General features: G+C 65.2%; 21 protein-coding genes. 15 read left to right on the forward strand and 6 right to left on the reverse strand.

Annotated elements, in window-relative coordinates; all coding sequences use genetic code 11:
- Positions 1–35 precede the first annotated feature (35 nt).
- Positions 36–1,130, forward strand: coding sequence for a histidinol-phosphate transaminase (locus DB032_RS21220; protein WP_107801203.1), 1,095 nt, complete (start codon positions 36–38; stop codon positions 1,128–1,130).
- Between the two features lie 209 nt (positions 1,131–1,339).
- Here the strand turns inward: DB032_RS21220 and DB032_RS21225 are convergent, their stop codons facing one another.
- The gene (locus tag DB032_RS21225) at positions 1,340–2,065 is read right to left on the reverse strand and encodes an MgtC/SapB family protein (protein ID WP_019103569.1); all 726 of its coding nucleotides are present in this window, start codon (positions 2,063–2,065) and stop codon (positions 1,340–1,342) included.
- 302 nt (positions 2,066–2,367) lie between these two features.
- Between DB032_RS21225 and DB032_RS21230 the strand changes: the two genes are divergently transcribed.
- The 3 genes from DB032_RS21230 to DB032_RS21240 are packed head-to-tail and all read left to right on the forward strand — an operon-like array spanning position 2,368 to position 3,899.
- Positions 2,368–2,736, forward strand: a complete 369-nt coding sequence (locus tag DB032_RS21230) for a VOC family protein (protein ID WP_107801204.1) — start codon at positions 2,368–2,370, stop codon at positions 2,734–2,736.
- Positions 2,733–3,185 carry an EVE domain-containing protein gene (locus DB032_RS21235; RefSeq protein WP_107801205.1) on the forward strand — a complete coding sequence of 151 codons (453 nt, stop codon included), beginning with the start codon at positions 2,733–2,735 and terminating at the stop codon, positions 3,183–3,185. Before DB032_RS21230 ends, DB032_RS21235 begins: the two co-directional genes overlap by 4 nt.
- Complete coding sequence (locus DB032_RS21240) at positions 3,186–3,899, forward strand: YafY family protein (protein WP_107801206.1); 714 nt, start codon at positions 3,186–3,188, stop codon at positions 3,897–3,899.
- Between the two features lie 131 nt (positions 3,900–4,030).
- On the opposite strand, the gene DB032_RS21245 is transcribed toward DB032_RS21240, so the two are convergent.
- Both DB032_RS21245 and DB032_RS21250 read right to left on the reverse strand, forming a co-directional pair.
- On the reverse strand, positions 4,031–5,005 hold the full coding sequence (locus DB032_RS21245) for a quinone oxidoreductase (protein WP_107801207.1): 975 nt from the start codon (positions 5,003–5,005) through the stop codon (positions 4,031–4,033).
- An 86-nt stretch (positions 5,006–5,091) separates the two neighbouring features.
- Positions 5,092–5,667: a YqiA/YcfP family alpha/beta fold hydrolase gene (locus tag DB032_RS21250; protein WP_107801208.1), complete on the reverse strand. Its 576-nt coding sequence runs from the start codon at positions 5,665–5,667 to the stop codon at positions 5,092–5,094.
- A 203-nt stretch (positions 5,668–5,870) separates the two neighbouring features.
- On the opposite strand from DB032_RS21250, the gene DB032_RS21255 reads away from it, so the two are divergent.
- Positions 5,871–6,290: a hypothetical protein gene (locus DB032_RS21255; RefSeq protein WP_043589344.1), complete on the forward strand. Its 420-nt coding sequence runs from the start codon at positions 5,871–5,873 to the stop codon at positions 6,288–6,290.
- Positions 6,291–6,313: 23 nt separating this feature from the next.
- Here the strand turns inward: DB032_RS21255 and DB032_RS21260 are convergent, their stop codons facing one another.
- On the reverse strand, positions 6,314–6,934 hold the full coding sequence (locus DB032_RS21260; protein WP_107801209.1) for a tetratricopeptide repeat protein: 621 nt from the start codon (positions 6,932–6,934) through the stop codon (positions 6,314–6,316).
- A gap of 373 nt (positions 6,935–7,307) precedes the next feature.
- Between DB032_RS21260 and DB032_RS21270 the strand changes: the two genes are divergently transcribed.
- Positions 7,308–8,087 carry an EAL domain-containing protein gene (locus DB032_RS21270; protein ID WP_107801210.1) on the forward strand — a complete coding sequence of 260 codons (780 nt, stop codon included), beginning with the start codon at positions 7,308–7,310 and terminating at the stop codon, positions 8,085–8,087.
- Here DB032_RS21270 and DB032_RS21275 read toward each other — a convergent pair.
- Positions 8,042–9,241, reverse strand: a complete 1,200-nt coding sequence (locus tag DB032_RS21275) for an MFS transporter (protein ID WP_233246758.1) — start codon at positions 9,239–9,241, stop codon at positions 8,042–8,044. The two genes, DB032_RS21270 and DB032_RS21275, sit on opposite strands and share 46 nt — an antisense overlap.
- A 118-nt stretch (positions 9,242–9,359) precedes the next feature.
- On the opposite strand from DB032_RS21275, the gene DB032_RS21280 reads away from it, so the two are divergent.
- A complete protein-coding gene (locus DB032_RS21280; RefSeq protein ID WP_107801211.1) occupies positions 9,360–10,247 on the forward strand; it encodes a LysR family transcriptional regulator in 888 nt (295 codons plus the stop codon).
- Between the two features lie 18 nt (positions 10,248–10,265).
- Here DB032_RS21280 and DB032_RS21285 read toward each other — a convergent pair whose 3' ends face one another.
- On the reverse strand, positions 10,266–11,267 hold the full coding sequence (locus DB032_RS21285) for a PHB depolymerase family esterase (RefSeq protein ID WP_107801212.1): 1,002 nt from the start codon (positions 11,265–11,267) through the stop codon (positions 10,266–10,268).
- A 338-nt stretch (positions 11,268–11,605) separates the two neighbouring features.
- On the opposite strand from DB032_RS21285, the gene DB032_RS21290 reads away from it, so the two are divergent.
- From DB032_RS21290 to fepB, 8 genes are all read left to right on the forward strand, one after another.
- A complete protein-coding gene (locus tag DB032_RS21290; protein WP_107801213.1) occupies positions 11,606–12,427 on the forward strand; it encodes a M949_RS01915 family surface polysaccharide biosynthesis protein in 822 nt (273 codons plus the stop codon).
- Positions 12,428–12,554: 127 nt separating this feature from the next.
- Positions 12,555–13,709: a glycosyltransferase gene (locus DB032_RS21295; RefSeq protein WP_146176758.1), complete on the forward strand. Its 1,155-nt coding sequence runs from the start codon at positions 12,555–12,557 to the stop codon at positions 13,707–13,709.
- On the forward strand, positions 13,706–14,881 hold the full coding sequence (locus tag DB032_RS21300) for an acetyl-CoA carboxylase biotin carboxylase subunit family protein (RefSeq protein WP_107801215.1): 1,176 nt from the start codon (positions 13,706–13,708) through the stop codon (positions 14,879–14,881). Before DB032_RS21295 ends, DB032_RS21300 begins: the two co-directional genes overlap by 4 nt.
- A complete protein-coding gene (locus DB032_RS21305) occupies positions 14,874–16,040 on the forward strand; it encodes a Gfo/Idh/MocA family protein (RefSeq protein ID WP_107801216.1) in 1,167 nt (388 codons plus the stop codon). Before DB032_RS21300 ends, DB032_RS21305 begins: the two co-directional genes overlap by 8 nt.
- Positions 16,041–16,053: 13 nt before the next feature.
- A complete protein-coding gene (locus tag DB032_RS21310; RefSeq protein WP_107801217.1) occupies positions 16,054–18,384 on the forward strand; it encodes a glycosyltransferase in 2,331 nt (776 codons plus the stop codon).
- Between the two features lie 117 nt (positions 18,385–18,501).
- Complete coding sequence (locus DB032_RS21315) at positions 18,502–18,909, forward strand: FdtA/QdtA family cupin domain-containing protein (protein ID WP_107801218.1); 408 nt, start codon at positions 18,502–18,504, stop codon at positions 18,907–18,909.
- Entirely contained in the window at positions 18,906–19,997 is a 1,092-nt protein-coding gene (locus tag DB032_RS21320) for a DegT/DnrJ/EryC1/StrS aminotransferase family protein (protein ID WP_107801219.1), read from the forward strand. The genes DB032_RS21315 and DB032_RS21320 overlap by 4 nt, the downstream gene beginning before the upstream one ends.
- 72 nt (positions 19,998–20,069) lie before the next feature.
- Positions 20,070–21,077 carry a Fe2+-enterobactin ABC transporter substrate-binding protein gene (gene fepB, locus DB032_RS21325; protein WP_107801220.1) on the forward strand — a complete coding sequence of 336 codons (1,008 nt, stop codon included), beginning with the start codon at positions 20,070–20,072 and terminating at the stop codon, positions 21,075–21,077.
- The last annotated feature ends 110 nt before the right edge of the window (positions 21,078–21,187 follow it).

Genomic DNA, 21,187 nt, shown 5'->3' on the forward strand with positions numbered 1-21,187 from the left:
CTCAAAGGCTGTATCTGCAGATAAAGGAGCCGCCGATGTCCCACTTCGCCCGTCATCTGGAACATCACACCATCGTCAACCCCTTTCCCGGCATCGCCAAGCTGGAAGCGGCCTTGGGTCACCGCATCGGCGCGCGCATCGGCTCCAATGAAAGCATGGCCAAGCCGGCCTCGCCGCTGACGGCGGAATTCGGCGAGATGATGACGGAGCTGGCCCGGCTCTACCCGGACCCCTACGCGCACGGGCTGCGCCAGCGCGCAGCCGCCCACAACCGCGTGGACCCGAGCCAGGTGCTGTTCGACACCGGCGCCGACAGCCTGATCCTGCTGGCGCTGCGCCTGGCCTGTAATGTCGGCGACGCGGTGGTGTGCACCGCCGGCACCTATCCCACTTTCCGCTATTTCGCCGAAGGCGTGGGGGCGCGCATCCTGGAAGTGCCCTACCAGCAGCAAGGCGACCGGCTGCAAGCCGATCTGCCGCGGCTGGCGGAGGTGGCGCGCGCCGAGCGCGCCGCCGTGCTCTATCTCGCCAACCCGGACAATCCCAGCGGCCATTACTGGGGCGCGGACGATATCCTGGCGCTGCGCGAAATGCTGCCCTCGTCCACGCTGTTGATTCTGGACGAGGCCTACGTCGATTTCTGCGTGGACGCGCAGGACGCGCCGCCGCAAGGCGCGCTGCCCAACACGCTGCGGCTGCGCACCTTGTCCAAAGCCTATGCGCTGGCCGGCCTGCGAGTGGGCTACGCCGTCGGCCCGCAGCACATCGTCGCCAAGGCGGACCAGATACGGCCTCAATTCGCGCTGTCCAGCTTCGCCCAGCTGGCGGCTCAAATCGTGTTGGACGATCCGGACTACTCGCGCCAGCTGATCGCCGCCACCATCCATCTGCGCGACAAGCTGTCCGACGCCTTGCGCGCGCGCGATCTGGTGGTGATGCCCTCGCACACCAACTTCGTCTGCATCGCCTATCGCGACGCCGCCAGCAGCGAGGCCATTCACCGCCAACTGCTGTCCGACGGCATCGCCGTGCACCGGCCGCCGCATCCGGCGGTGCGCCATCTGCTGCGCGTCACCGCGCAGCCGCAGGCGCTGTCGGCCAAGGTGATGGCGGCGCTGGCGGAAGGTTAAGAAGCGGCTCAACATCCGCTGCGCTTCGTGATACGAGGCGCGGCGAGCACCGCTTCGTGAACGCCCACGCGCTACGCGTGCGTTTCGCTTCCTCAGCGGTTTTCGCCTTGTCTCGCGCTGGCTCGCAAGACTTTGAACCGCTCTTCCGCCCCATAAAAAACGCCCTGGACCGGCTAGCGGCCCAGGGCGCGGTCTTTTCCCCGCCGTCCTCACTCCGAGGTGCTGGGATTCCAGTAAGCCTGGCTGATGAAAGGCTGGGCCACCAGCTTGGCGGCGATCTCCTCCAGCTCCTCCCACTCCACCGAGGTGGACAGCAAGGTGGCGGTCATCTCCACCTCGTCGTCGCCGAAGGGCTCCACGTCCAGATCCCCCACCGGGTATTTGGACTCCTCCAGCAGATCGCTGAGCAAGGCCATCGCGTGCTTCTGGCCGGAACGGCTGGAAATCACGCACAGCTGGTAAGTGACTTCGCTGGTTTCGTCGTCGATCGGCTTGCGGTTGATGGAGTTCACCACCGGACGCAGCAAGGTGTTGCTGGCCAAGACGAACAGCGTGATCAGAAAGGCCTGCGGAATCTGACCGGCGCCGGCGCTGGCGCCGACCGCGGCCGAGCCCCACAAGGTGGCGGCGGTGTTCAAACCGCGCACGTTCAGGCCTTCCTTCATGATGGTGCCGGCGCCCAGAAAGCCGACGCCGGACACCACATAGGACGCCACCCGCGCCGCGCCGCCGGTGCCGTCCAGCTGCAAGGCCATGTCGACGAAGGCCGCCGCGCCCACCGCCACCAGGGTATTGGTTCGCAAGCCGGCGGTACGCTGACGGAACTGCCGCTCATAGCCAATGGCCGAGCCCAGGATGAAAGCCGTCAACAGGCTGAGCAAGGTTTGCAGCAGACCAGACCCGTTGAAGCCCAGAAACTGCAGTAAGGTTTCCACTTCTTATTCCTCCTGCGGTCGATTGAAAAAACAGCGCTCCCGTCGCGCCGGGAAACAGTCAGGCAGTTTGCCACATCCGCGTCACCGGGTCGTGTCCGACCAGGCGATTGCTGCGCGGCGAAGCACACGTGACGCCGGCCCAAGCAGGAAAATTGACGACGGCGGATGCCTGCTGACAGTACGCTGTCAGCAGGGGGGCCGCACACTGTCCTCCAGGCCGCAACGCCGCCTCCGTCCCGCCCGGAAGCGGCGCCGGGATGTCCCCGGCCGGATCTCGATAAAACCTGTTCAAGGAGTGTGCCATGTCCCCCGTTCTACACTGGTTTGAAATTCCCGTGCTCCAATTCGAGCGCGCCGTCGCCTTCTATCAACAGGCGCTGCGGGTGGAGCTGCAAGAAGAGAGCTTCGACAATAATCGCATGGCCCTGTTTCCCCAAACCGGCGACAGTTGCGGCGGCGCGCTGCTCAGCTGCCCGCAAGCCCGCCCCCATGTCGACGGCGTGCGCGTCTATCTGGACGGCGGCGCCGATCTCGACGCCACGCTGGAACGGATCAAGAGCGCCGGCGGCATCGTGGTGCAGCCCAAGACCGCGCTGCCGGAGAACTGGGGCCAGATCGCGCTGTTTTCCGATCCGGACGGCAATCTGATCGGCCTGCACAGCGCCGCATGAGCCGGCGCTACTGGATAGGCGTGGCCAGCCGCGATCATGTTCGGCGCGGTCTGGCCGGCGGCTTCGCCCAGCTCTGCCACGGCAAAGCCGCGCCGCTCAGGCGGATGGCGGCCGGCGACGGCCTGATCTATTACTCGCCGGTGCTGAGCCTGGAGGGGCGCGAGCCCTGCCAGCGCTTCACCGCCGTCGGCCTGGCGGCGGACGCCCGGGTCTATCCCTTCCGGGTCAGCGCCGATTTCGAACCCTACCGGCGCGACATCGCCTTCTGGCCGGCGGAGGACGCCGACATCCGGCCGCTGCTCGGTCAATTGGCCTTTATCGCGGATCCGGCGCGCTGGGGCTACGCTTTCCGCTTCGGCCACCTGGAAATCGGCCGCGCCGATTTCCTGTTGATCGCGCGCGCAATGCGGGCGACACTGCCGCCATCCATGCTGCGGGAATCCGATTGAATGCGCCGAGCCGACCGACTGGTCCAAATCCTCTTGCTGCTGCGCGGCCGCCGCCGCACCACCGCCCGGCAATTGGCCGAATGGCTGGAGGTGACGCCGCGCACCGTCTACCGCGATATGGCGGACCTGATGGCCAGCGGCGCGCCGGTCAACGGCGAGGCCGGCGAGGGGTATTGGCTGGAAGCTGGCTTCACGCCGCCGGCGGTGGCGTTTTCCGCGCGCGAACTGGCGGCGCTGGAAGTGGGCGCCCGCATGCTGGCCGCCTGGGCCGACCGCGACACCGCGGCGGCGGCGCAATCGGCGCTGGGCCGCATCCACGCGGTGCTGGGCTCGTCCGGCCTGCCGCCGGAACCGCTGTACGCGCCGACGTCGGGCAATTACCCGCGCGAGCGCTTGGCGCCGCTGCGCGACGCCATCGTCTCCCGCCAGCCGCTATGGGTGGACTACCGCGACGAAAGCGGCCGCGGCAGCCAGCGCGCCTTGATGCCGCTGGCGCTGTTCTTCTGGGGCGACCGCTGGCTGCTGGCCGCCTGGTGCGGACTGCGCCTGGACTACCGCAGCTTCCGCGTGGACCGGCTGCAAAGCTGGCGCGCCACGGACTTGAGCTGTCCGCCCGGCGTCAGCCTGGCCGGCTATCTGAGCCATGTGGACGCCGGCGGCCAGGCGCTGGCCTGGCTGGAACAACACCAGCGCCAACCCTGGCATCAGGAATAAGACCCGCTAACAAAACCCCTGATCCCGCGTTGCGCCTCCTTGTCGTACTACGGGTACTGCCTGCGTCGGCGCGCCTTGGCTCAGGTTCTCTGCGAGGTGTTGTTAGCGGCTCTAAGCGCCGCGTCGCCGGCTCAAGGCAGCAGGATGATGGAGCCGCTGGTCTTGCGTCCTTCCAGATCGCGGTGCGCCTGCGCCGCCTCGGCCAGAGGATAGCGATGCGAAGGCGCCACCTTGATCCTGCCGTCCGCCACCCGTTCGAACAGCGCCTGGGCCGAAGCCTCCAGCTCCGCGCGGCTGGCGATGTAATCGGCCAGCTTGGGCCGGGTAAAGAACAGAGAGCCGCGGCTGGTCAACTCCAGCGGCGCGAACGGCGGCACCGCGCCGGAGGCGTTGCCGAAGCTGACCAGCATGCCGCGCGGGCTCAGGCTGGCCAGCGAGATCTGGAAAGTGTCCTTGCCCACCGAATCGTAAACCACCGGCACGCCCTGGCCGCCGGTGATCTCGCTCACCCTGGCCACTACGTCTTCGCGGCTGTAATTGATCACATGCTGGCAGCCCAGACCGCGCACGATGTCGGCCTTGGCGTCGGAGCCGACGGTCCCGATCACCGTCGCGCCCAGCGCCGTCAGCCACTGCACCGCGATCTGGCCGACGCCGCCGGCGGCGGCGTGCCACAGCACGGTCTGCCCCGGCCGCACCGGGTAGCTGCGCTGCACCAGATACTCCACGGTCATGCCCTGCAACATCATGCAGGCGGCGGATTCGTCGCTGATGCCGTCGGGAATCTTCACCAGCACCGCCGCCGGCAACAGCCGCTCGCTGCTGTAAGCGCCCAGCGGGCCGCCGGCGTATGCGACGCGGTCGCCCACCGCCAGGCCAGACACCTCCGGCCCCAGCGCCTCCACCACCCCCGCCGCTTCCTGGCCCAGGCCGGACGGCAGCGGCAGCGGATACAGGCCGCTGCGCTGATAGGTGTCGATGAAGTTGACGCCGATGGCGGTGTGACGCACCCGTACCTGGCCCGGTCCCGGCGCGGCCAGCGTCTGGCTCTGCAGGCCCAGCACTTCCGGCCCGCCGGTATGGGAGAAAACGATGGCTTGAGTCATGGCGGCCTCCTCGGCGCAAAAAATCCAGTGTGCGGCAGCGCCCTCCCCCGGACAAGACACTGTCGCAGAACAGACTGTTTCGATGCTCAGGCCAATAATTGCCCGCGCCCCCAGGCCAGCGCCTCCGGCAAGATGCGCGGCCAGGCTTCAAGCCTGTGGTCGTCGCCGTTGAACACCGTCTGACGGCAGTCCAGATACAGCGCGGCCGCTTCGCGCCAGTCCAGCACCTCGTCGCGGCTGCCCAACAGCAGCCAGTAACGGCGCGCGGACGGCTGCGCCACGCGCTGCGCCAGCAAGGCCCGCATATCGGCGTCGCTCAGGGTATAGACCACGCCGGTATAGGGATTGGTTTGTTCGCCGATGAAGCGCGCCAGGTCGTCGTAAGGCCGCACCGCCGGGTTGATCAGCACCGCCGGGCGTTGATGACGCTCGGCCAGAAACGTGGCGTAATACCCGCCGAGGGAGCTGCCGATCAACAAGGTGTCGGCCGGCAAGGAGGCCACCAGGGCGGACGCCTGCTCAATCGCCTCGGCCGGATGCGGCGACAGCTGCGGACAATGCAGGGTCGCATCGAAAGCGTTCTGTTGCAGATAAGCGGCGGTTTCGTTCGCCTTCAGCGATTGCGGACCGGAGTTGAAGCCGTGCAGGTAAACAATATGCATGCGGATGGGAACAAATGGAAAAGAAAGAGTTCATTCTAAATGGCCATCGTCCCAAGAAAAACCCTGGCAGCCGCGGCTGGCAACCGTCCTTTCGACGGGCTTGCCAATACATTCGCATGAATGATACAAAAACGCGGAAAAAATAATAAAACCGACGATTTATGCCATTGAGCGCGGTTTACAAAGATAACAGGAGAACATTAATGCTTGCCACCCTGCCGGACAACGCCCTCGTCGCCGACGCCACCACCACCAAGCCTTACTCCGTCGCCAGCCTGATCATGGCTTGCGGCTTTCTGCACCACAGCGCGCAGGCCTTTCTCGACGACGTGCGCGCCGATCAGGCGCTGATCCGTTCCGGCTTCTGCCCCCGTCACCATGTGCATGTGGACCGCGACGGCCAGGCCACGGTGGACGGCTTCGTCCACGAGCAAGTGGGTTTGTTGCTGCAACACAACGCCTCCCTGCATTTCGCCCTGCATGAGATGCTGATGCAGTTTGGCCCGGACGCCTGCAACGACACCCTGGCCGGCATCATCGTGCGCGGCCTGCGCGGGGTTCAGGACTGGCAGGCCGCCTGCCAGTGCCTGGCGGCGATGCGCCGCGGGCCGGCCCGCGCCTGAAAGCCCGGCTAGGGTTTCGAGGCCTATTTGGCCCTCTTGGCCAGATCCAGCGCCTTGAGCCTGGCGCCGACGTCGCCCTGAGCCGCCGCCTTGGCATACCAGCGTATCGCCGCCGGCAGATCCCGCTCCACGCCGTCGCCGTGCTCGTACATGCTGGCGATCAGATATTGCGCGCCCATATCGCCCTGCTGCGCGGCTTTTTCGTACCAGTACGCGGCCAGCCGGTAGTCCTTGGCCGCGCCGCGGCCCAAGAAGTACTGGGTGCCCAGATCCAGCTCCGCCGGCAGATAATCCTGCCGCGCGGCCAACTGGAACCAGCGCGTCGCCTCGGTCTGCGATTTGGCCACTTGCTGGCCGCTTTCATACAGCGCGCCCAAGGCGTGCTGCGCCTGCGGCAGACCCGCGTCGGCAGCGCGGCGCAGCCAGCGCTCGCCCTGCGCCCGGTCCGGCGCGCCGCCTTCGCCGCGCCAATGCATCATCGCCAGGTCGAAAGCCGCCACCCGGTCGCCCGCCTGGGCCGCTTGCTCGAACTGCCGGCGCGCGGCGGCGAAATCGCCGCGCTGATAGCTGGCCCAGCCCGCCACGTCCGCGGCCAGGGACGCCAGCGCCCACGCCGCCCATATCCCGCCTGCCCACGCCTTCATCGCGCCTCTCCTCATCGGGCCCGTACTACCAAAGCTTAGAAGCTGTTCAAAGCCCGCTGAAGCGCCAATGCGCTACTGACGCATTCCGCTTTCTCAGCGGCGTTCGCCCTGTCTCGCTCTCGCTCGCGAAACTTTGAACAGACTCTTAGTCGGCGGCGGCCGGGAAATCTGTCGGCGGCGGCTCGCCGCCCAGCTTCCGGTCGATGAACTCCAGGAAGGCGCGCACCTAGGCCGGCACGTGCTTGCGCTCGGGAAACACCGCGTACACCGCGTGCAGCGGCAAGGGATAGCGCTCCAGCAGAGGCAGCAGCCGGCCGGTAGCCCGGCGCAATGCTTGCTATGCTGAAAGTCCATCCCGCGCGACTAAACCACCATGGCTCCACCCCTAGGCCCTCATCCCGAGCGACAGCTGTACCGCGACGCGGACGGCCGATATTGCGCGCGTCTGGGCGGCTGTCAGCTCAGCAGCGTGTTCCAGCCCTTGTTCTACCGCAGCGGCGGCGTGTTCGGCTACGAGGCGCTGCTGCGCGTACGGACGCAGGACGGCCAGACGCCGTCCCCCGACTCTTTTTTGTCCGGCCTGCCGCCGGAGCTGGCGCTGGAGGCCGATCAGCTGGCGCGGCTGATCCACATCCGCAATTTCGCGCAAAGCGGCCAATCCGGCTGCCTGTGCCTGAACCTGCTGGCCCAGACCGCGGTGGTGGACAACCACGGCCGCAATCACCTTCCCCTGCTGCAAGGCCTGCTGGACTCGCTGGAACTGGACAGCGGAGGCGTGATTTTCGAACTGCCGGAATACGAGGTGGAACACCACGGCCAACCGCTGATCAACAGCCTGCGTCTGACCGCCGAGGCCGGCTTCGGCCTGTCTGTGGACGATTTCGGCGCGGTGGCCGCTCGCCACGGCAAGGTCAAGTCGCTGTGCCCGGACCTGATCAAGATAGACCGCAGCCTGCTGCTGGACTATATGTCCGGCGAACGCCACCGGCTGCCGGTGCTGCTGGAGCTGGGCTGGCAGATAGGCTGCCGCATGGCGGTGGAAGGCATAGAAACCCGCGAGCAACACCAGGCGATGCAGGAACTGGGGGTCGAGCTCTACCAGGGCTTCTACCTGGGCAAGCCGGCCGAACTGCCGGTGACCTGCCAGCTGTGACCGGCGCGGTCCAGCCACAGGCTGAGCAAGGCCAGCGCGGCCAACGCCGCGCCCAGCCATACCGGCGCGCGCAGGCTCCAGCCGGCGTCCAACAAGGCGCCCCCGCCCCAGGAACCCAGCATCAGACCCAGATTGACCACCGACATGTGCAGGCTGTTCACCATAGGCCCGCTGCCGCCGGCGCGCACCACCCGCGCCACCATCGCCGGATTCATCGGCAGGCCGGCCAGGCCCAATAGCAGCACGCACGCCGCCGTCGCCGCCTGCCATTGCGCCAGCAAGGCCAACGCCACCAAGGCAGCCAGCAAGACCAGCAGACCGCCGCGCAGCACGGTGCGGGTGTGGCTGTCCGCCAGGCGGCCGCTGAACAGATTGCCGAGCACCGTCGCCAGCCCGTAAGCGGCGAACAACCAGGGCAGCGTCGAAGCGGCGAAGCCGCTGACCCGGGTGAACAAGGGCACCAGATAAGTGAAGGCGGCGAACACCGCGCCTATGATCAGGCCGCTGCTCAGATAAGCCGCCCATAGGCTGGGTCGCGCCAGCCGGCGGCCCTCCTCGCCCAGACTCAAGGTCTGCGGACGGACGCCGGACGGCGTCAGCGCGGCGATGCCCGCCGCGGCCAACGCCACCATGCCCGCCACCAGCCAAAAGCTCACACGCCAGCCCCAGCTCTGATCCACCCAGGCCGCCAGCGGCAGACCGGCCACCGAAGCCAGCATCAGGCCGTTGAGCACCAGCGCGGCGGCGCGCGCCACCCGGTGTTCGCCCACCAGTTCCGCCGCCAAGGCCAGGGCCACGCCGAAGAAAGCCGATTGCGCCACGCCGCAGATCAGCCGCGACCACAACATCTGCCGGTAATCGCCGGCCAGCGCGCCCAAAGCCTGCCCGGCCAGGAACAACAGCAACAGCCCGATCAAGCTGTGCTTGCGCCGCGCCGAACGCAGCAGCCAAGTCAGCGCCGGCCCGCCCAGAACCACGCTGGCGGCGAAGGCCGACACCAGATTGCCCACCGCCGGCAAGCCGACGCCCAGAGCCGCCGCCAACGACGGCATCATCCCCGCCACCATGAATTCCGACGTCGCCATCGCAAAAATGCATAAGCCCAACAGATACACCGTCGCCGGCATCGCCGACTCGCCGCTCTTGCCTGTCATCCCGCTTCTCCCGTATCGCACATGAACGAGGGCTTATGCTAGATTCCTTGGCGATACGGAAAAATAGTCTTCAATTCCATACATAACGGAACTGTATTCCGTAATTTCGAGGCAAACCATGGAAAAAATGAGCGGCATCGAGCTGTTCGCCCATATCGCCCAGCAAGGCAGCCTGGTGGCCGCCGGACGGCAACTGGGCATTTCCGCCTCCGCCGCCGGCAAAGGCCTGGCGCGGCTGGAGGCGCGCTTGGGCGCGCGTCTGGTTCAACGCAGCACCCGGCGGCTGACCTTGACCCCGGCCGGCGAGCAATACCTGCAACGTTGCCTGCGCATTCTGGACGAAGTGGAAACGGCGGAGCGCGAGTTGCAACAAGAGCAGGCCGCGCCGCGCGGCCGGCTGAAGGTGGGCCTGCCGCACGAATGCGGCGTGCTGGCCCCGCTGCTGGCCGCCTTCATGCAAGACTATCCAGAGATCGAATTGGATCTGGACTACAGCGACCGTCTGGTGGACGTGATAGGCGAAGGCTTCGATGTGGTGATTCGCGGCGGCGAACCGGGAGACTCGCGCTTGAGCGCGCGGCGGCTGGGCGCTTACCGCATGCGGCTGGTGGCCGCGCCGGCCTACTTCGCCCGCTGCGGCGAGCCGGCGTCGCCGATGGATCTGACGAAGCACCGCTGCCTGCATTACCGCTATCCGCGCAGCGGCAAACTGGCGCCGTGGCCGCTGGCCGGCCAGGATGAAGACGCACCGGCGCTGCCGGTCCATGCCTGCGCCAATACCGGCGACGCGCTGATCCAGCTGGCGGAGCAAGGCGCCGGCATCGCCTGCCTGCCGGACTTCACCGTGTGCCGCCAACTGGCGGACGGACGGCTGCGGGCGCTGCCGGAAGCCTGGGCCGAGCGCAGCGGCGTCCTCTATCTGCTATGGCCCGGTTCGCCCTATCCGCCGCCACGGCTGCGCGCCTTCATCGACTTCTTCGCCAAACGCGGCTTCCCCGGCGGCTGAACCCCGCCGGACTCTGGCTCAGGGCGCCGACACCAGCCGGTCCGCCATCGCCTTGATCGCCCGCATCTGCACCCCGTTCTTCCAGGCGAAATTCACGCCGGTATAGCCGAACCAGTCCCAGCAGCCGTTCGGGTTGCCCGGCGGCATCGCCGTGGTCTGCGGATACAACACGATGATGCGATTGCTGTCCGCCCATTCGTTGTAGCCGGCATGGCCGTAGAAAGCGTCGCCGACCGCGCCCGCGTACTGGCGGCAACCATGCAGCGCCACATGCACCTTGCAGGATTCGCCCTCGGCGCAGGCGCGCGGCACATAGACATAGCCCTCGTCGGCCAGGCTGCTGCCCGGCGGCGCGTACGGCTTCTGGTTGAAAGCGGACACCTGGCTGCTCAATTGGCCGGCGCGCGGCTGCAAGGGGCCGTAGATTTGCGTCAGGATAGCGCCGGCCTGGTCGTAGCCTTCGCCCTTCCAGTCGCAATGGTTGACGTAAGGCGACTTGGTCTCGCCGCAGTCATTGCCGTAAGCCGGCGTGATCTGGGCATGGCCGGCCGGCAGGCTGCGCAGGTAGTCGATGCTCGCCGCCGGCACCCCCAGCTTGCGGAAATAACGCTCGGCGCTGTCCACCACCGCCGTCTTGACGGTATTGTCCTGGCTGCCGCTGAACAGATAGACGCGGCGCTTGGCCAGGTTGGACAAGGGATCGATCTGTCCCGCCAGCGCGAACTGCTGCGTCGCCAGCACCAGGCCGCCCACCGCCGGCGGCGGACCGCTCATGCAGGCCGGCGCGCCCGCCAGCATGCCCTTGGAACAATAGTAAGGCCCACCCGCCACCACGCCGACGCCTCGCACCGAGGCGGAAAACGCCACCTGATACTGCACCGCCATGAAGGCGCCGGACGACAGACCGGACACCGATGACTGCCGCGCGTCGCCGCGATACGCCGGCAGCGGCTCCGCCGCCGCCATCTGCGCCAGCGTCAACGCCAGCGCCCCAGCCCACCACCAAGCAGGTTTCAACATAAGCCCTCCTTAAAGAACCCGTTCCCTGTCCGCCCCGCGTCGTCAAACGCGACACGGCGAGCGCGGCTTTGAAACGCCCATGAGCCACGAGCGTTCCGCGTGCTCGGCTGCGTCGCCTTCGCTCGCGAGACTTTGAACAGACTGCGGTATCGCGCGAGGATCGCGCTCCCGCCTGGATTATGGCGTCCCCAGCCGGCAAAAATCACCCCAATGTCATGAATCGTCGGCAAATCGGTCAGTTCCCGCCCCGCCCCCAACCCCTCTCTCGGCCGCCGGAGCTGTTCCGCGTCGCTGGTATTCCGTACTATTCCAGTTTCATCAATGACAAGAAGAACGGCATGCCCCCGCTCCCCGCGCCCCGTACCGCCGGCCTGCGCGTCTCGCTGTTGCTCGGCCTGACGCTGACGCTCGCCGCCTGCAAACCCCAGCCGCCTCCGCCCGCCGCCGAGCCGGCCGACACCGCCAGCGCGCCGTCCGTCGCCGGCCAAGTGCGACGCCTGAGCGCCGTGCCGGCCGGCGTCGAGCTGCGCGGCAAGCTGACCGCCGCCTACGGCTGGACGGACAGCGCCGGCGAGCACGTGCTGGTGCTGGCGGAGCGACAGGAAGCGCGCGGCGCCGACGGCGCGCAGAGCGCGACGCTCTACGCCGCGCAATACACGCTGGGCCAGGATAGGCCGCGACGGCAGTGGATGCTCAGCGACGGCGTGACGCGCTGCGAGTTCGACGCCAGCGCGACCTTCGATCTGGCCTCCATTGCTTTTCCGGACCTCAACCGCGACGGCGCGCTGGAAACGGTGGTCGGCTATCGCAGCGCTTGCGCCAGCGACGTCAGCCCCAACGACTACAAGCTGATTCTTCACGCCGGCAAAGCCAAATACGGCCTGCGCGGCCTGGATCGCCAGGGCGTGCGCTGGCTGGACCCGGACAGCGGCCACCTGACCGGCCTGCCGCTGCCCGAGGACTGCAGCCCGCAGGGCCAGCGGGCACTGCAGGCCAAGGGCTGGGAGAAAGACTTCGAACCGCCCTATCTGCCCGGCTGTTACACCGACGAAAACGACTTCGCCGCGGCGCCGCCGGCTTTTGCCCGCCACATGCGCCAGCAGTGGTTCGCGCTGATGCGGCATCAGGAAGACAACTGGCTCAAGCAACAACAGGAATGAGCGCGCGGCTTGCCCTAAGCTCGCCGCCAACTATTGCCAAAACCCCGTGTTCCTGCGGGATTCGCTCGGCTGCTCCGGGGGAATGACGCTACACTATGCTTAATGCAATCGTCTCCGGAGAGCCGTTTTGAGCCTGCCCGCCTATCTTCATCAACCATCCATCCAACGCATTCTGGTGCTAATTCCATCGTCATACCTGTTTTATTTGAATCAGGGAGTGGCCCTGCGTCAGGCTTTCCTCAAGGCCGGCGTGGACTGCGTGCTGATGGTCGACGGCATGAGCGATGATTCGATGCGAGCGCTGCTGGCCGGCTACCAACCGCAAGCGGTGCTGTCGATCAATCACGCCAAGCCCCCCGCGATGGAAGGCTTCAAGCACATCCTCCATCTGCGCTGGATACAAGACAACCAGTTCGGTCAGGAAGATTTCCGTCAGCAAGGCCAACATGCGGTCAGCGATATCTGCTACCTCGCCACCACGCGTTTGCAAAACACGCTGACCGTGGAATCCCGCCGTTTCACAGGCACTTTACGCTTTGCGGCCACGCTGGCTCATACCGAAGCGGCAGGTCGAGCCGACGCCGTGTTCTCCTTGGTGGGGTACATCCCACAGACACAGCTGTTGAACGCCGTATTCCAGGTCAATGCCCAGCATCAGTTCACTGGCTGGGACTATCTAAACTTTCTGGAACAAGTCCAACAGGATTCGCTGGACACCTCGCTGGAACTGCTGGATCAAGTGGTTGAGGTGTTCCTCAACCTTCAGGGCGCAGCGCCGCAGCAAATGCAGCCCAATGCGCTGAAGTTGTTTCGCGAAGAATATTTCCGTGCGTTCAACCGCTCGCGCTTGATGCGCAAAGTACTGGCGCTGGGACATGGCTGCCGGATCTACGGTACGCCGGAATGGGAGTCCTGGCCCGAGTTCGCGCCACATTTCCACGGGCTACTAGCCACCCCGCAGGAAAACGACGCCATGTTCCGTTCCACAGCGATCAACCTGCACAATGGCGGCACGCTGTCGCATCCGCGCGTTTTTGAATGCATGGCGGCGCTGGGCGGCCCCATCATGGCCAACCGCACCCCTGTTGAACCGGAGTTGGGTTTCGAGCCGGGCGTCCACTTCGTCGAATACGACCTCTCCGACTTCGATGATGCGGCGCGCGCCTTGCTGGACGACCCCGAGCGCCGCCAGGCCATCAGCCTGGCCGCCCATCAACACGTCAGCCGCCATCACACCTGGGATCATCGCGTGCAACAGATTCTGACGGATATCCTGCGATGAAACCCTGGGTTCTGCTGGTCGGCACCAGCTTCAGCGCCGCCCCTCTGCTGTTCGCGCTGCGACGAAGGGGTTTTCGCGTCGCCGTATGCGGCGCTCAGTCCTCGGACCCTTGCGTCGCTTACGCCGACGCTTATCATCCGCTGGACTACTCAGACCGCGAGACCTTGCTGCACCTTATCCAGCAGCAGGGCTATCGATACGTCTGCCCCAGTTGCAACGACTATGCTTACCTTTCCGCCAGTTACGCGGCTCATCGGCTCGGCCTGCCCGGCTACGACACCCCCGCAGCCACTGCGATCATCCATAACAAGGCCCGATTCCGCGCCCATGCCGAAGCCATCGGCCTGAGTTCGCCACGGGCGCGCGCGGCCGATGACCCTGCGGCTGTCCGACAGTTGCGGCTACCGCTGCTGGTCAAGCCGACCGACAGCTTCAGCGGCCGCGGCATGCAGCGGGTTGAACAATACGCTGAGCTGGCGGCGGCTCTGGATCAGGCCAAACTCGAATCGCGCGACGGCGAGGCGGTGGTGGAAGAATTCATCAACGGCAGCCTGCACAGCCATTCGGCCTTCTTGGCCGGCGGCGAAATCGCTCACGACGCCTTTGTCGACGAGTTTTGCCAGACCTACCCTTATCAAGTGGACTGTTCCAATTCACCGTCACGCTTGTCTGAGACGGTGAAAACCAGGGTGCGCGACGAAGTGCTGCGGCTGGCCGCATCGCTATGCCTGGCAGACGGTTTGATCCACACCCAATTCATCAACGGGCCTGACCGGCCCTACCTGATAGAATCCATGCGCCGTTGCCCCGGCGATCTGTTCTACCACTTGGTGGAATTCTCAACCGGCGGGCGTTATCTGGACAGCTATGTCGCGCCCTTCATCGGCCAAGCCCTGCCCAGCTACACGCCCGCCCCGCTAAGCTACTGGGCGCGGCATACGGTCAGCTTCGCCACCGAGACCGTGTTTTTCTCGCTCTCGCCCAAACTGCCCCAGGCGCTGGATATTCGCGTCTTTCCTCTGGCGGAAAGCGCAAGCGCTGTCCGGCCGGCGCCTTACGGCAAAGCCGCCATTGTCTTTGCCCGCCTGTCGGATCAGGAGGCGCTGTTCGACATTGCCCCGCGACTGGCCAGCTTCTTCCCGGCCCACACACTGGAGCGCGACCATGAATGAACCCCTGATCCTTAATCCCGCAGAAACGGCACGCAAGCTGAAGATCGGCTTCATAGGTGGCGGCATCAACTCCGCGGTGGGCCGCGCCCATTTCTGCGCGACGCAGTTGGACGGTACCTACGATCTGGCCGCCGGCTGCTTCAGCCGAAACCCGAAGACGAATCAGGACAGCGCAGCGTATTACGGCGTGGCCGCAGACCGCGTCTACACCCATGCCGACGAGTTGCTCGCCGCCGAAGCGCAGCGGCTAGACGCGCTGGTCATCCTCACCCCCACCTCGGACCATCTACAACCCTTGCTTGCCGCGCTGAAAGTCGGTTTGCCGGTAATTTGCGAGAAGGCGATGGTTGCCGACACCAAAGACGCCGCCATCGTTAGCCAAGCCGAACAACAGTCCAACGGCTTCCTGGCCATGACTTACAACTACACCGGCTACCCCTGTGTGCGGGAGCTGAGGCAATGGATCGAGTCCGGCCGGCTGGGGCGTTTGCGTCATTTGAGCGCGGACATGCCACAAGAAGGCTTCCTGCGGAGAGACCGACACGGCAATCCGATGCAGCCTCAAGCCTGGCGGCTGCGCGACGGAGACATCCCCACCGTCTATCTGGATCTGGGCACCCATCTGCACCAGATCGTCCATTACCTCACCCGCCTGCAGCCCTTGAGCGTTGGCGCCTTCCACGCCAGCTATGGCCACTTTCCCGGCGTGGTGGACTACGTCAACGCCTCGGTCGAATACCCCGACGGCGTGCACGGCAGCTTCACTTTCGGTAAATCCATGCTCGGGCAACGCAACGGCCTGCGTATCCGCCTTTACGGCGAGCAGGCCAGCGCGGAATGGGCACAAGCTGCTCCGGAAATCCTCAAGCTTTGCCACAACGACGGTCGTATTGAAATCATCGATCGCGGAGGTGATATGAACATCGCCTCTCAAATACGCTATACCCGTTTCAAAAGCGGACACCCGGCAGGCTATATCGAAGCTTTCGCCAATCTGTACCAGGATATTGGGCAATGCATCCTGGACTATCGGACACAAGGCGACTGGCGCTCCGACGAGGTCTTCGGCTCGGTGCTGGCCGGCCAAGGACTGCGTTTCCTGCAAACCATGTCCGATGCGGCTGTCTCCGGCCAACGTCTGCCGCTGAGCCTGGACTGAAGCGGAGACTCCCGTGCTGCTCACCATTGTTATCCCAGCCTATAATGCCGCCACCACGCTGGAGCGCGCGCTCGACCGCGCGCTGCGCCAGGCCGCCGACACCGAATTCATCGTCGTCGACGACTGCTCCGACGACGACACCCTGGCATTGGCGCGAACGCTGGCTTCCCGCCACCCCAATCTCCGTGTGTTGCGCACCGAGGGCAACAGCGGCCCCGGCACCGCCCGCAACCTAGGCATCGCAGCGGCGCAAGGCCAATGGATAGGATTTCTGGACGCCGACGATGAATTCGCCGACGGCGCACTGCCTCTGTTGACAAAATATTTGCGCCGACCGAATCAAGGCGCTTGCGACATGCTCGCCTTCAACTGGCGTTACGCGTCGGAGCCGCTGCGCAAGCCGCCGCAACCGGGCGAAGGGCGCGAGGATTTCGACGCGCTGGGCCATGAAGACCTGGACGCCCGTCTGAGGGCCTATTTGGCCAATCACATCGATCCCTCGGTGATCTACCATCTCTATCGCCGTGACTTCCTGCAGGCGGCGGCTATCCGCTTCCACAGCGGCTACCACGAAGACGTGGATTTTTCCTTCCACGCCTGCCTGAGCGCGCGCCGCATAGACACGCTGGATCGAGTGATCTATCTGAAGTGGAATCAGGCTGGCTCCATCGTCAATACCCTGGGCCTCCGGCATATCGACGGTTATTTCGATGCGATCGAGCGCATCCATGCACTGCTCGCCGGCCATGGTCTTCTCCCCGGCCTCCGGCCCGCCTTTGTCGACTTCGCCATCAATGTGCTGTCCTCCCGCCTGGCGCGCATCCATCGCGACAACGTGGCCAAGGCCGCCGAGCCCCTCGATTTGCTGCTCCGCCTGCATCGGCGAGCTCTGGCGCTATTTGACCTCATCGGCGTCGCCCCGTCCTCAGCCCGCCCCCTGGGGCAGCTGGAAACACGCTACTACAAAATGTTCGCCGCCTTCCTGCAACACATGCCGGCGGTCAACGCAAACGGTGACGCCTCGGCCCTGATGGCGTCCCTGTCCGACTTGGCCAGCAAGTCCTGGAGTTGCTTCGACCTACACCACGCCCTGTTTCTGGCTCCCGACGAAATCCGCACCTGTTGCAAGCGCTACTTCCACCGCGGACAAATGAAGGGTGACGTCGTGCTGCTGCACGGCCAGGAAGGCCAGGACTTCCGCTTCTCCTACCAAGACATCCTGCGGGAGAAAAGCCGGCTACATCGCGACATCAACCGCAACGGGGCCTCTCAGTGCGAGGGTTGCCCCTTCCTGAGCTTTGCCGACTGGGGCGCACCTTTGCAGCAAGGTATCAAATATCTGTCGCTGGAATATCACTCGGTCTGCAATATGCGCTGCACTTATTGCAGCCCAACTTATTTCGGCGGCCGGAAAGCGGCTTACGATGTCGCCCACACGGTGACGTCTCTAGGCGACAATCAAGCACTGGCCAACTGCGAATATCTGGTCTGGGGCGGTGGCGAGCCAACGCTGGACAAACTATTCACCCCGCTGACCCGGCAGTTGGCCGCCTACGCGCCGCAGGTCAAGCAACGCATCATCACCAACGCCACCAAATACCTGCCGGAGCTGGCCCGCCTGCTAGCGGACGATCAGGCCTTCATCGTCACCAGCCTGGATGCCGGCACCGAGGAAACCTTTCAAGAAATCCGCAAATTTTCCGGCATGGAGCGGGTATTGGAACACCTGCGCCGCTATGTGCAGGCCTCGCCGGCCAACACCATCGTCAAATACATCGCGCTGGACAACAATATGGCGAACGCCGAACTGGATGCCTTTGTTCGGCAAGTTCAGAACTGGAGCCTGTTGCCGGCCAATTTCCAACTCAGCTGCGATTTTCGCTCTGAACAGCTGAGTCTGGACGAGACCTACGCCATCGCGGCCTTATACAGCCGCCTGCAAGACCTGGGCGCCGGCTTCGTCTTTTTGGACGACCTCATCTGGCAACGGCTGCCGCCAATGACGCCTGAACGACGCGAAGTGCTGCGCGCCCGGCTCGGCCCGGCGCTGGCGGAAGCGGAGCGCTATCCCCGCATCGCAATCTGGGGCACCGGCGCGCAAGCGCGGATCATGATGGCGAAATCCGGTTTTCTTAAAGATACGGAAGTAGCCTGCTTTATCGATCCCCGCCCCCATCTGGCCGGCACCGAATTTCTGGGACGGCCGATTTACCCGCCGGAATGGTTGACAAGCCAGTCTTTGCCGGTTGTGATAGCCGCGGTGCAGAGCGCGCCCTTCATTCACCAGTCGCTGCTGGCGATGAAGATTGCGCCCGAGCGTCTCGTTCGTCGGCTTGCCTTGTGAACTGAAGAGCACGCTCCATGCGTTCGACACCCCCAAATACAACGCCACCCACAGCGCCCGCAACAGCCGGCGACACGGCGGCCTGTTCAACCGACTGACCTTCTAAGGACCTTAACCATGCCCTTAGCCGACTGCAAAATCATCCAATTACCCAAAATTTCCGATCCGCGCGGCAACCTCACCTTTGTCGAAGGAGGCAACCACATCCCCTTCGACATCAAGCGTTTTTACTACCTGTACGACGTGCCGGGCGGATCCGAACGCGGCGCGCACGCCCATCGCGGCCTGCATCAATTCATCGTGGCAATGTCCGGCAGCTTCGACGTGGTGCTCAATGACGGCAAACAGGCCAAACGCTTCCATCTGGCCCGCTCCTACTACGGCCTGTATGTCTGCCCGATGATCTGGCGCGCGCTGGACAACTTTTCCTCCGGCGCGGTGTGTGCGGTGCTGGCTTCGTCGGTGTACATGGAAAGCGACTACATCCGGGACTACCCGCAATTTCTCGAAGAGGCGCTCACATGAGCCGTGTTCCATTTCTGGATCTGAGCGCCGCCTATCATGAGCTGCGCGATGAACTTGAGGACGCGCTGTTGCGCGCGGCGCGATCCGGCTTCTACATTGGCGGGGAAGAGGTCGCATTATTTGAACGGGCCTTCGCCGCCCACTCCGGCAGCGCACACTGCATAGGCGTCGGCAACGGCCTAGATGCTCTACGCCTGAGCTTGCTGGCGCTGGAGGCCGGCCCCGGGGATGAGGTCATCGTTCCCAGCAACACCTTCATCGCCACCTGGCTGGCGGTCAGCCAGTGCGGCGCAACCTTGGTGCCGGTGGAACCGAATCCAGACAGCCACTTGATCACCGCAGACGGCATCGCCGCTGCCCTGACGCCGCGCACCAAGGTCATCCTTCCGGTGCATCTGTATGGCCAACCGGCGGAGATGGGGCCCATCATGGACCTGGCGCGCCGACATGGAGTCAAGGTGGTCGCCGACGCCGCCCAAGCGCATGGTGCACGCTACCGCGGCCAAGCCATCGGCGGCTTAGCCGACCTCTCTACCTGGAGTTTCTATCCCAGCAAGAATTTGGGCGCGCTGGGCGATGGCGGCGCCGTCACCACCAACGATCCAATCCTGGCTGAGCGAGTCAGAATGCTGGGAAATTACGGATCGCGCGAGAAATACCTGTTTGAACTGCCCGGCATGAACAGCCGGCTGGACCCGCTGCAAGCCGCGGTGCTCCGCGTTAAGCTGACGTATCTGGAGGAATGGAACGCGCGCCGCCAACGCATTGCCCAACGCTATATCGATGAACTATCCAATGGCGAGTGGCGGCTTCCAAATACGGCGGCGGACGCGGATCCAGTCTGGCATTTATTCGTCCTGCGCCATCCCCAACGCGACGTTTTGCAACGGCAACTGCGCACCCAAGGCGTGGAAACCCTGATTCACTATCCGTTGCCGCCGCACCGCCAGCAGGCCTACCGCGGCGCTTGGCCTGCCGACGCCTTCCCCGTCGCCAACCAGTTGTCGGCAGAGGTACTGAGCCTGCCGATAGGGCCGCAACTCAGCGACGATCACGTTAGCCACGTCATCCGTTGCCTGCCCGGCTGATGTACAACATGATAATAATTCTTGTTTGCAATAAAATCGGAGCCACCACCCGCGTCTATCCTAAGGATTTTCATGGCTTCCGATTTTTCCCGCCCGCGCCGCGCCGCGCTGCGCTTATGGCTGAGCGCCGGCCTGGCTCTGGCCTTGAGCGCCTGCGGCGCGCCTGAGCAAAGCGCCGACGCCTCCGTCGCCGCCGCCGGCCAGTGGCCGCGCACCTTGAGCACGCCCAAGGGTCCGTTGACGCTGGAGCGGCCGCCGCTGCGCATCGTGTCCACCAGCGTGACCCTGACCGGCACCCTGCTCGCCATCAACGCCCCCGTGGTGGCCAGCGGCGGCAGCGCCGCCAATTCCAAAGTCACCGACGGCCAGGGCTTCTTCACCCAATGGGGGGCCGTGGCCAAGCAACGGGGCGTGCAGCCGCTTTACCAGGGCGAGCCCAATGCCGAAGCCATCATCGCCGCCCAGCCGGACCTGATCGTGATGGCCGGCACCGGCGGCGACTCCGCGCTGAAGCTGTACGAGCAATTAAGCCAGATGGCGCCGACTCTGGTGGTCAATTACGACGACAAGAGCTGGCAGGAGCTGGCGACGCTGCTGGGACGCGCCAGCGGCCGCGAGGCCGACGCCCAGGCGGTGATCGCCCGTTTCGACGCCGAAGTGGCGCAGTTGAAAAGCAAGCTGAAACTGCCGCCGCAGCCCACCGCCGCCATGGTGTACGGCGAGGACGGCTCCGGGGCCAATCTTTGGACGCCGGAATCGGCCCAAGGCAAGCTGCTGCAAGCGCTGGGCTTTACGCTCGCCACCGCGCCGGACAGCGTCAAGGGCAACACCAGCCAGGGCGTGCGCCGCGACATCGTGCAACTGTCCGGCGAGAAATTCGCCGAAGGGCTGCGCGGCAACAGCATCCTGCTGTTCAACGCCGACGCGCCCAGCGTGCCCAAGGTGCTGGCCAATCCCTTCCTTGCCGGCAACGCCGCGGTGCGCGGCAAACAGGTCTACGCCGCCGGCTTCGACACCTTCCGCCTGGATTACTACAGCTCGCGCAATCTGCTGGCGCGGCTGGCGCGGCAATTCCAATAGCCGGCAGCGGCCGGCTTCCTTCCCGACAGGCTCGCGCCCGACACGGCGCGGGCCTGTTTTCACATTGATCGCGGCCATCCGGCGCCGCCTTCTCCATGAGCCGCCTTCCC

This window comes from Chromobacterium sp. Panama (genome assembly GCF_003052555.1).
GTDB lineage: Bacteria > Pseudomonadota > Gammaproteobacteria > Burkholderiales > Chromobacteriaceae > Chromobacterium.

Bases quoted from the DNA above. Each gene is read 5' to 3' on its own strand.
- DB032_RS21250 (WP_107801208.1), bottom strand. From the start codon at position 5,667: ATGCATATTGTTTACCTGCACGGCTTCAACTCCGGTCCGCAATCGCTG.
- DB032_RS21235 (WP_107801205.1), top strand. From the start codon at position 2,733: ATGAGCCGGCGCTACTGGATAGGCGTGGCCAGCCGCGATCATGTTCGG.
- DB032_RS21240 (WP_107801206.1), top strand. From the start codon at position 3,186: ATGCGCCGAGCCGACCGACTGGTCCAAATCCTCTTGCTGCTGCGCGGC.
- DB032_RS21270 (WP_107801210.1), top strand. From the start codon at position 7,308: ATGGCTCCACCCCTAGGCCCTCATCCCGAGCGACAGCTGTACCGCGAC.
- DB032_RS21290 (WP_107801213.1), top strand. From the start codon at position 11,606: ATGCCCCCGCTCCCCGCGCCCCGTACCGCCGGCCTGCGCGTCTCGCTG.
- DB032_RS21275 (WP_233246758.1), bottom strand. From the start codon at position 9,241: ATGACAGGCAAGAGCGGCGAGTCGGCGATGCCGGCGACGGTGTATCTG.
- DB032_RS21230 (WP_107801204.1), top strand. From the start codon at position 2,368: ATGTCCCCCGTTCTACACTGGTTTGAAATTCCCGTGCTCCAATTCGAG.
- DB032_RS21255 (WP_043589344.1), top strand. From the start codon at position 5,871: ATGCTTGCCACCCTGCCGGACAACGCCCTCGTCGCCGACGCCACCACC.
- DB032_RS21315 (WP_107801218.1), top strand. From the start codon at position 18,502: ATGCCCTTAGCCGACTGCAAAATCATCCAATTACCCAAAATTTCCGAT.
- DB032_RS21305 (WP_107801216.1), top strand. From the start codon at position 14,874: ATGAATGAACCCCTGATCCTTAATCCCGCAGAAACGGCACGCAAGCTG.
- DB032_RS21300 (WP_107801215.1), top strand. From the start codon at position 13,706: ATGAAACCCTGGGTTCTGCTGGTCGGCACCAGCTTCAGCGCCGCCCCT.
- DB032_RS21280 (WP_107801211.1), top strand. From the start codon at position 9,360: ATGGAAAAAATGAGCGGCATCGAGCTGTTCGCCCATATCGCCCAGCAA.
- DB032_RS21285 (WP_107801212.1), bottom strand. From the start codon at position 11,267: ATGTTGAAACCTGCTTGGTGGTGGGCTGGGGCGCTGGCGTTGACGCTG.
- DB032_RS21260 (WP_107801209.1), bottom strand. From the start codon at position 6,934: ATGAAGGCGTGGGCAGGCGGGATATGGGCGGCGTGGGCGCTGGCGTCC.
- DB032_RS21320 (WP_107801219.1), top strand. From the start codon at position 18,906: ATGAGCCGTGTTCCATTTCTGGATCTGAGCGCCGCCTATCATGAGCTG.
- fepB (WP_107801220.1), top strand. From the start codon at position 20,070: ATGGCTTCCGATTTTTCCCGCCCGCGCCGCGCCGCGCTGCGCTTATGG.
- DB032_RS21220 (WP_107801203.1), top strand. From the start codon at position 36: ATGTCCCACTTCGCCCGTCATCTGGAACATCACACCATCGTCAACCCC.
- DB032_RS21245 (WP_107801207.1), bottom strand. From the start codon at position 5,005: ATGACTCAAGCCATCGTTTTCTCCCATACCGGCGGGCCGGAAGTGCTG.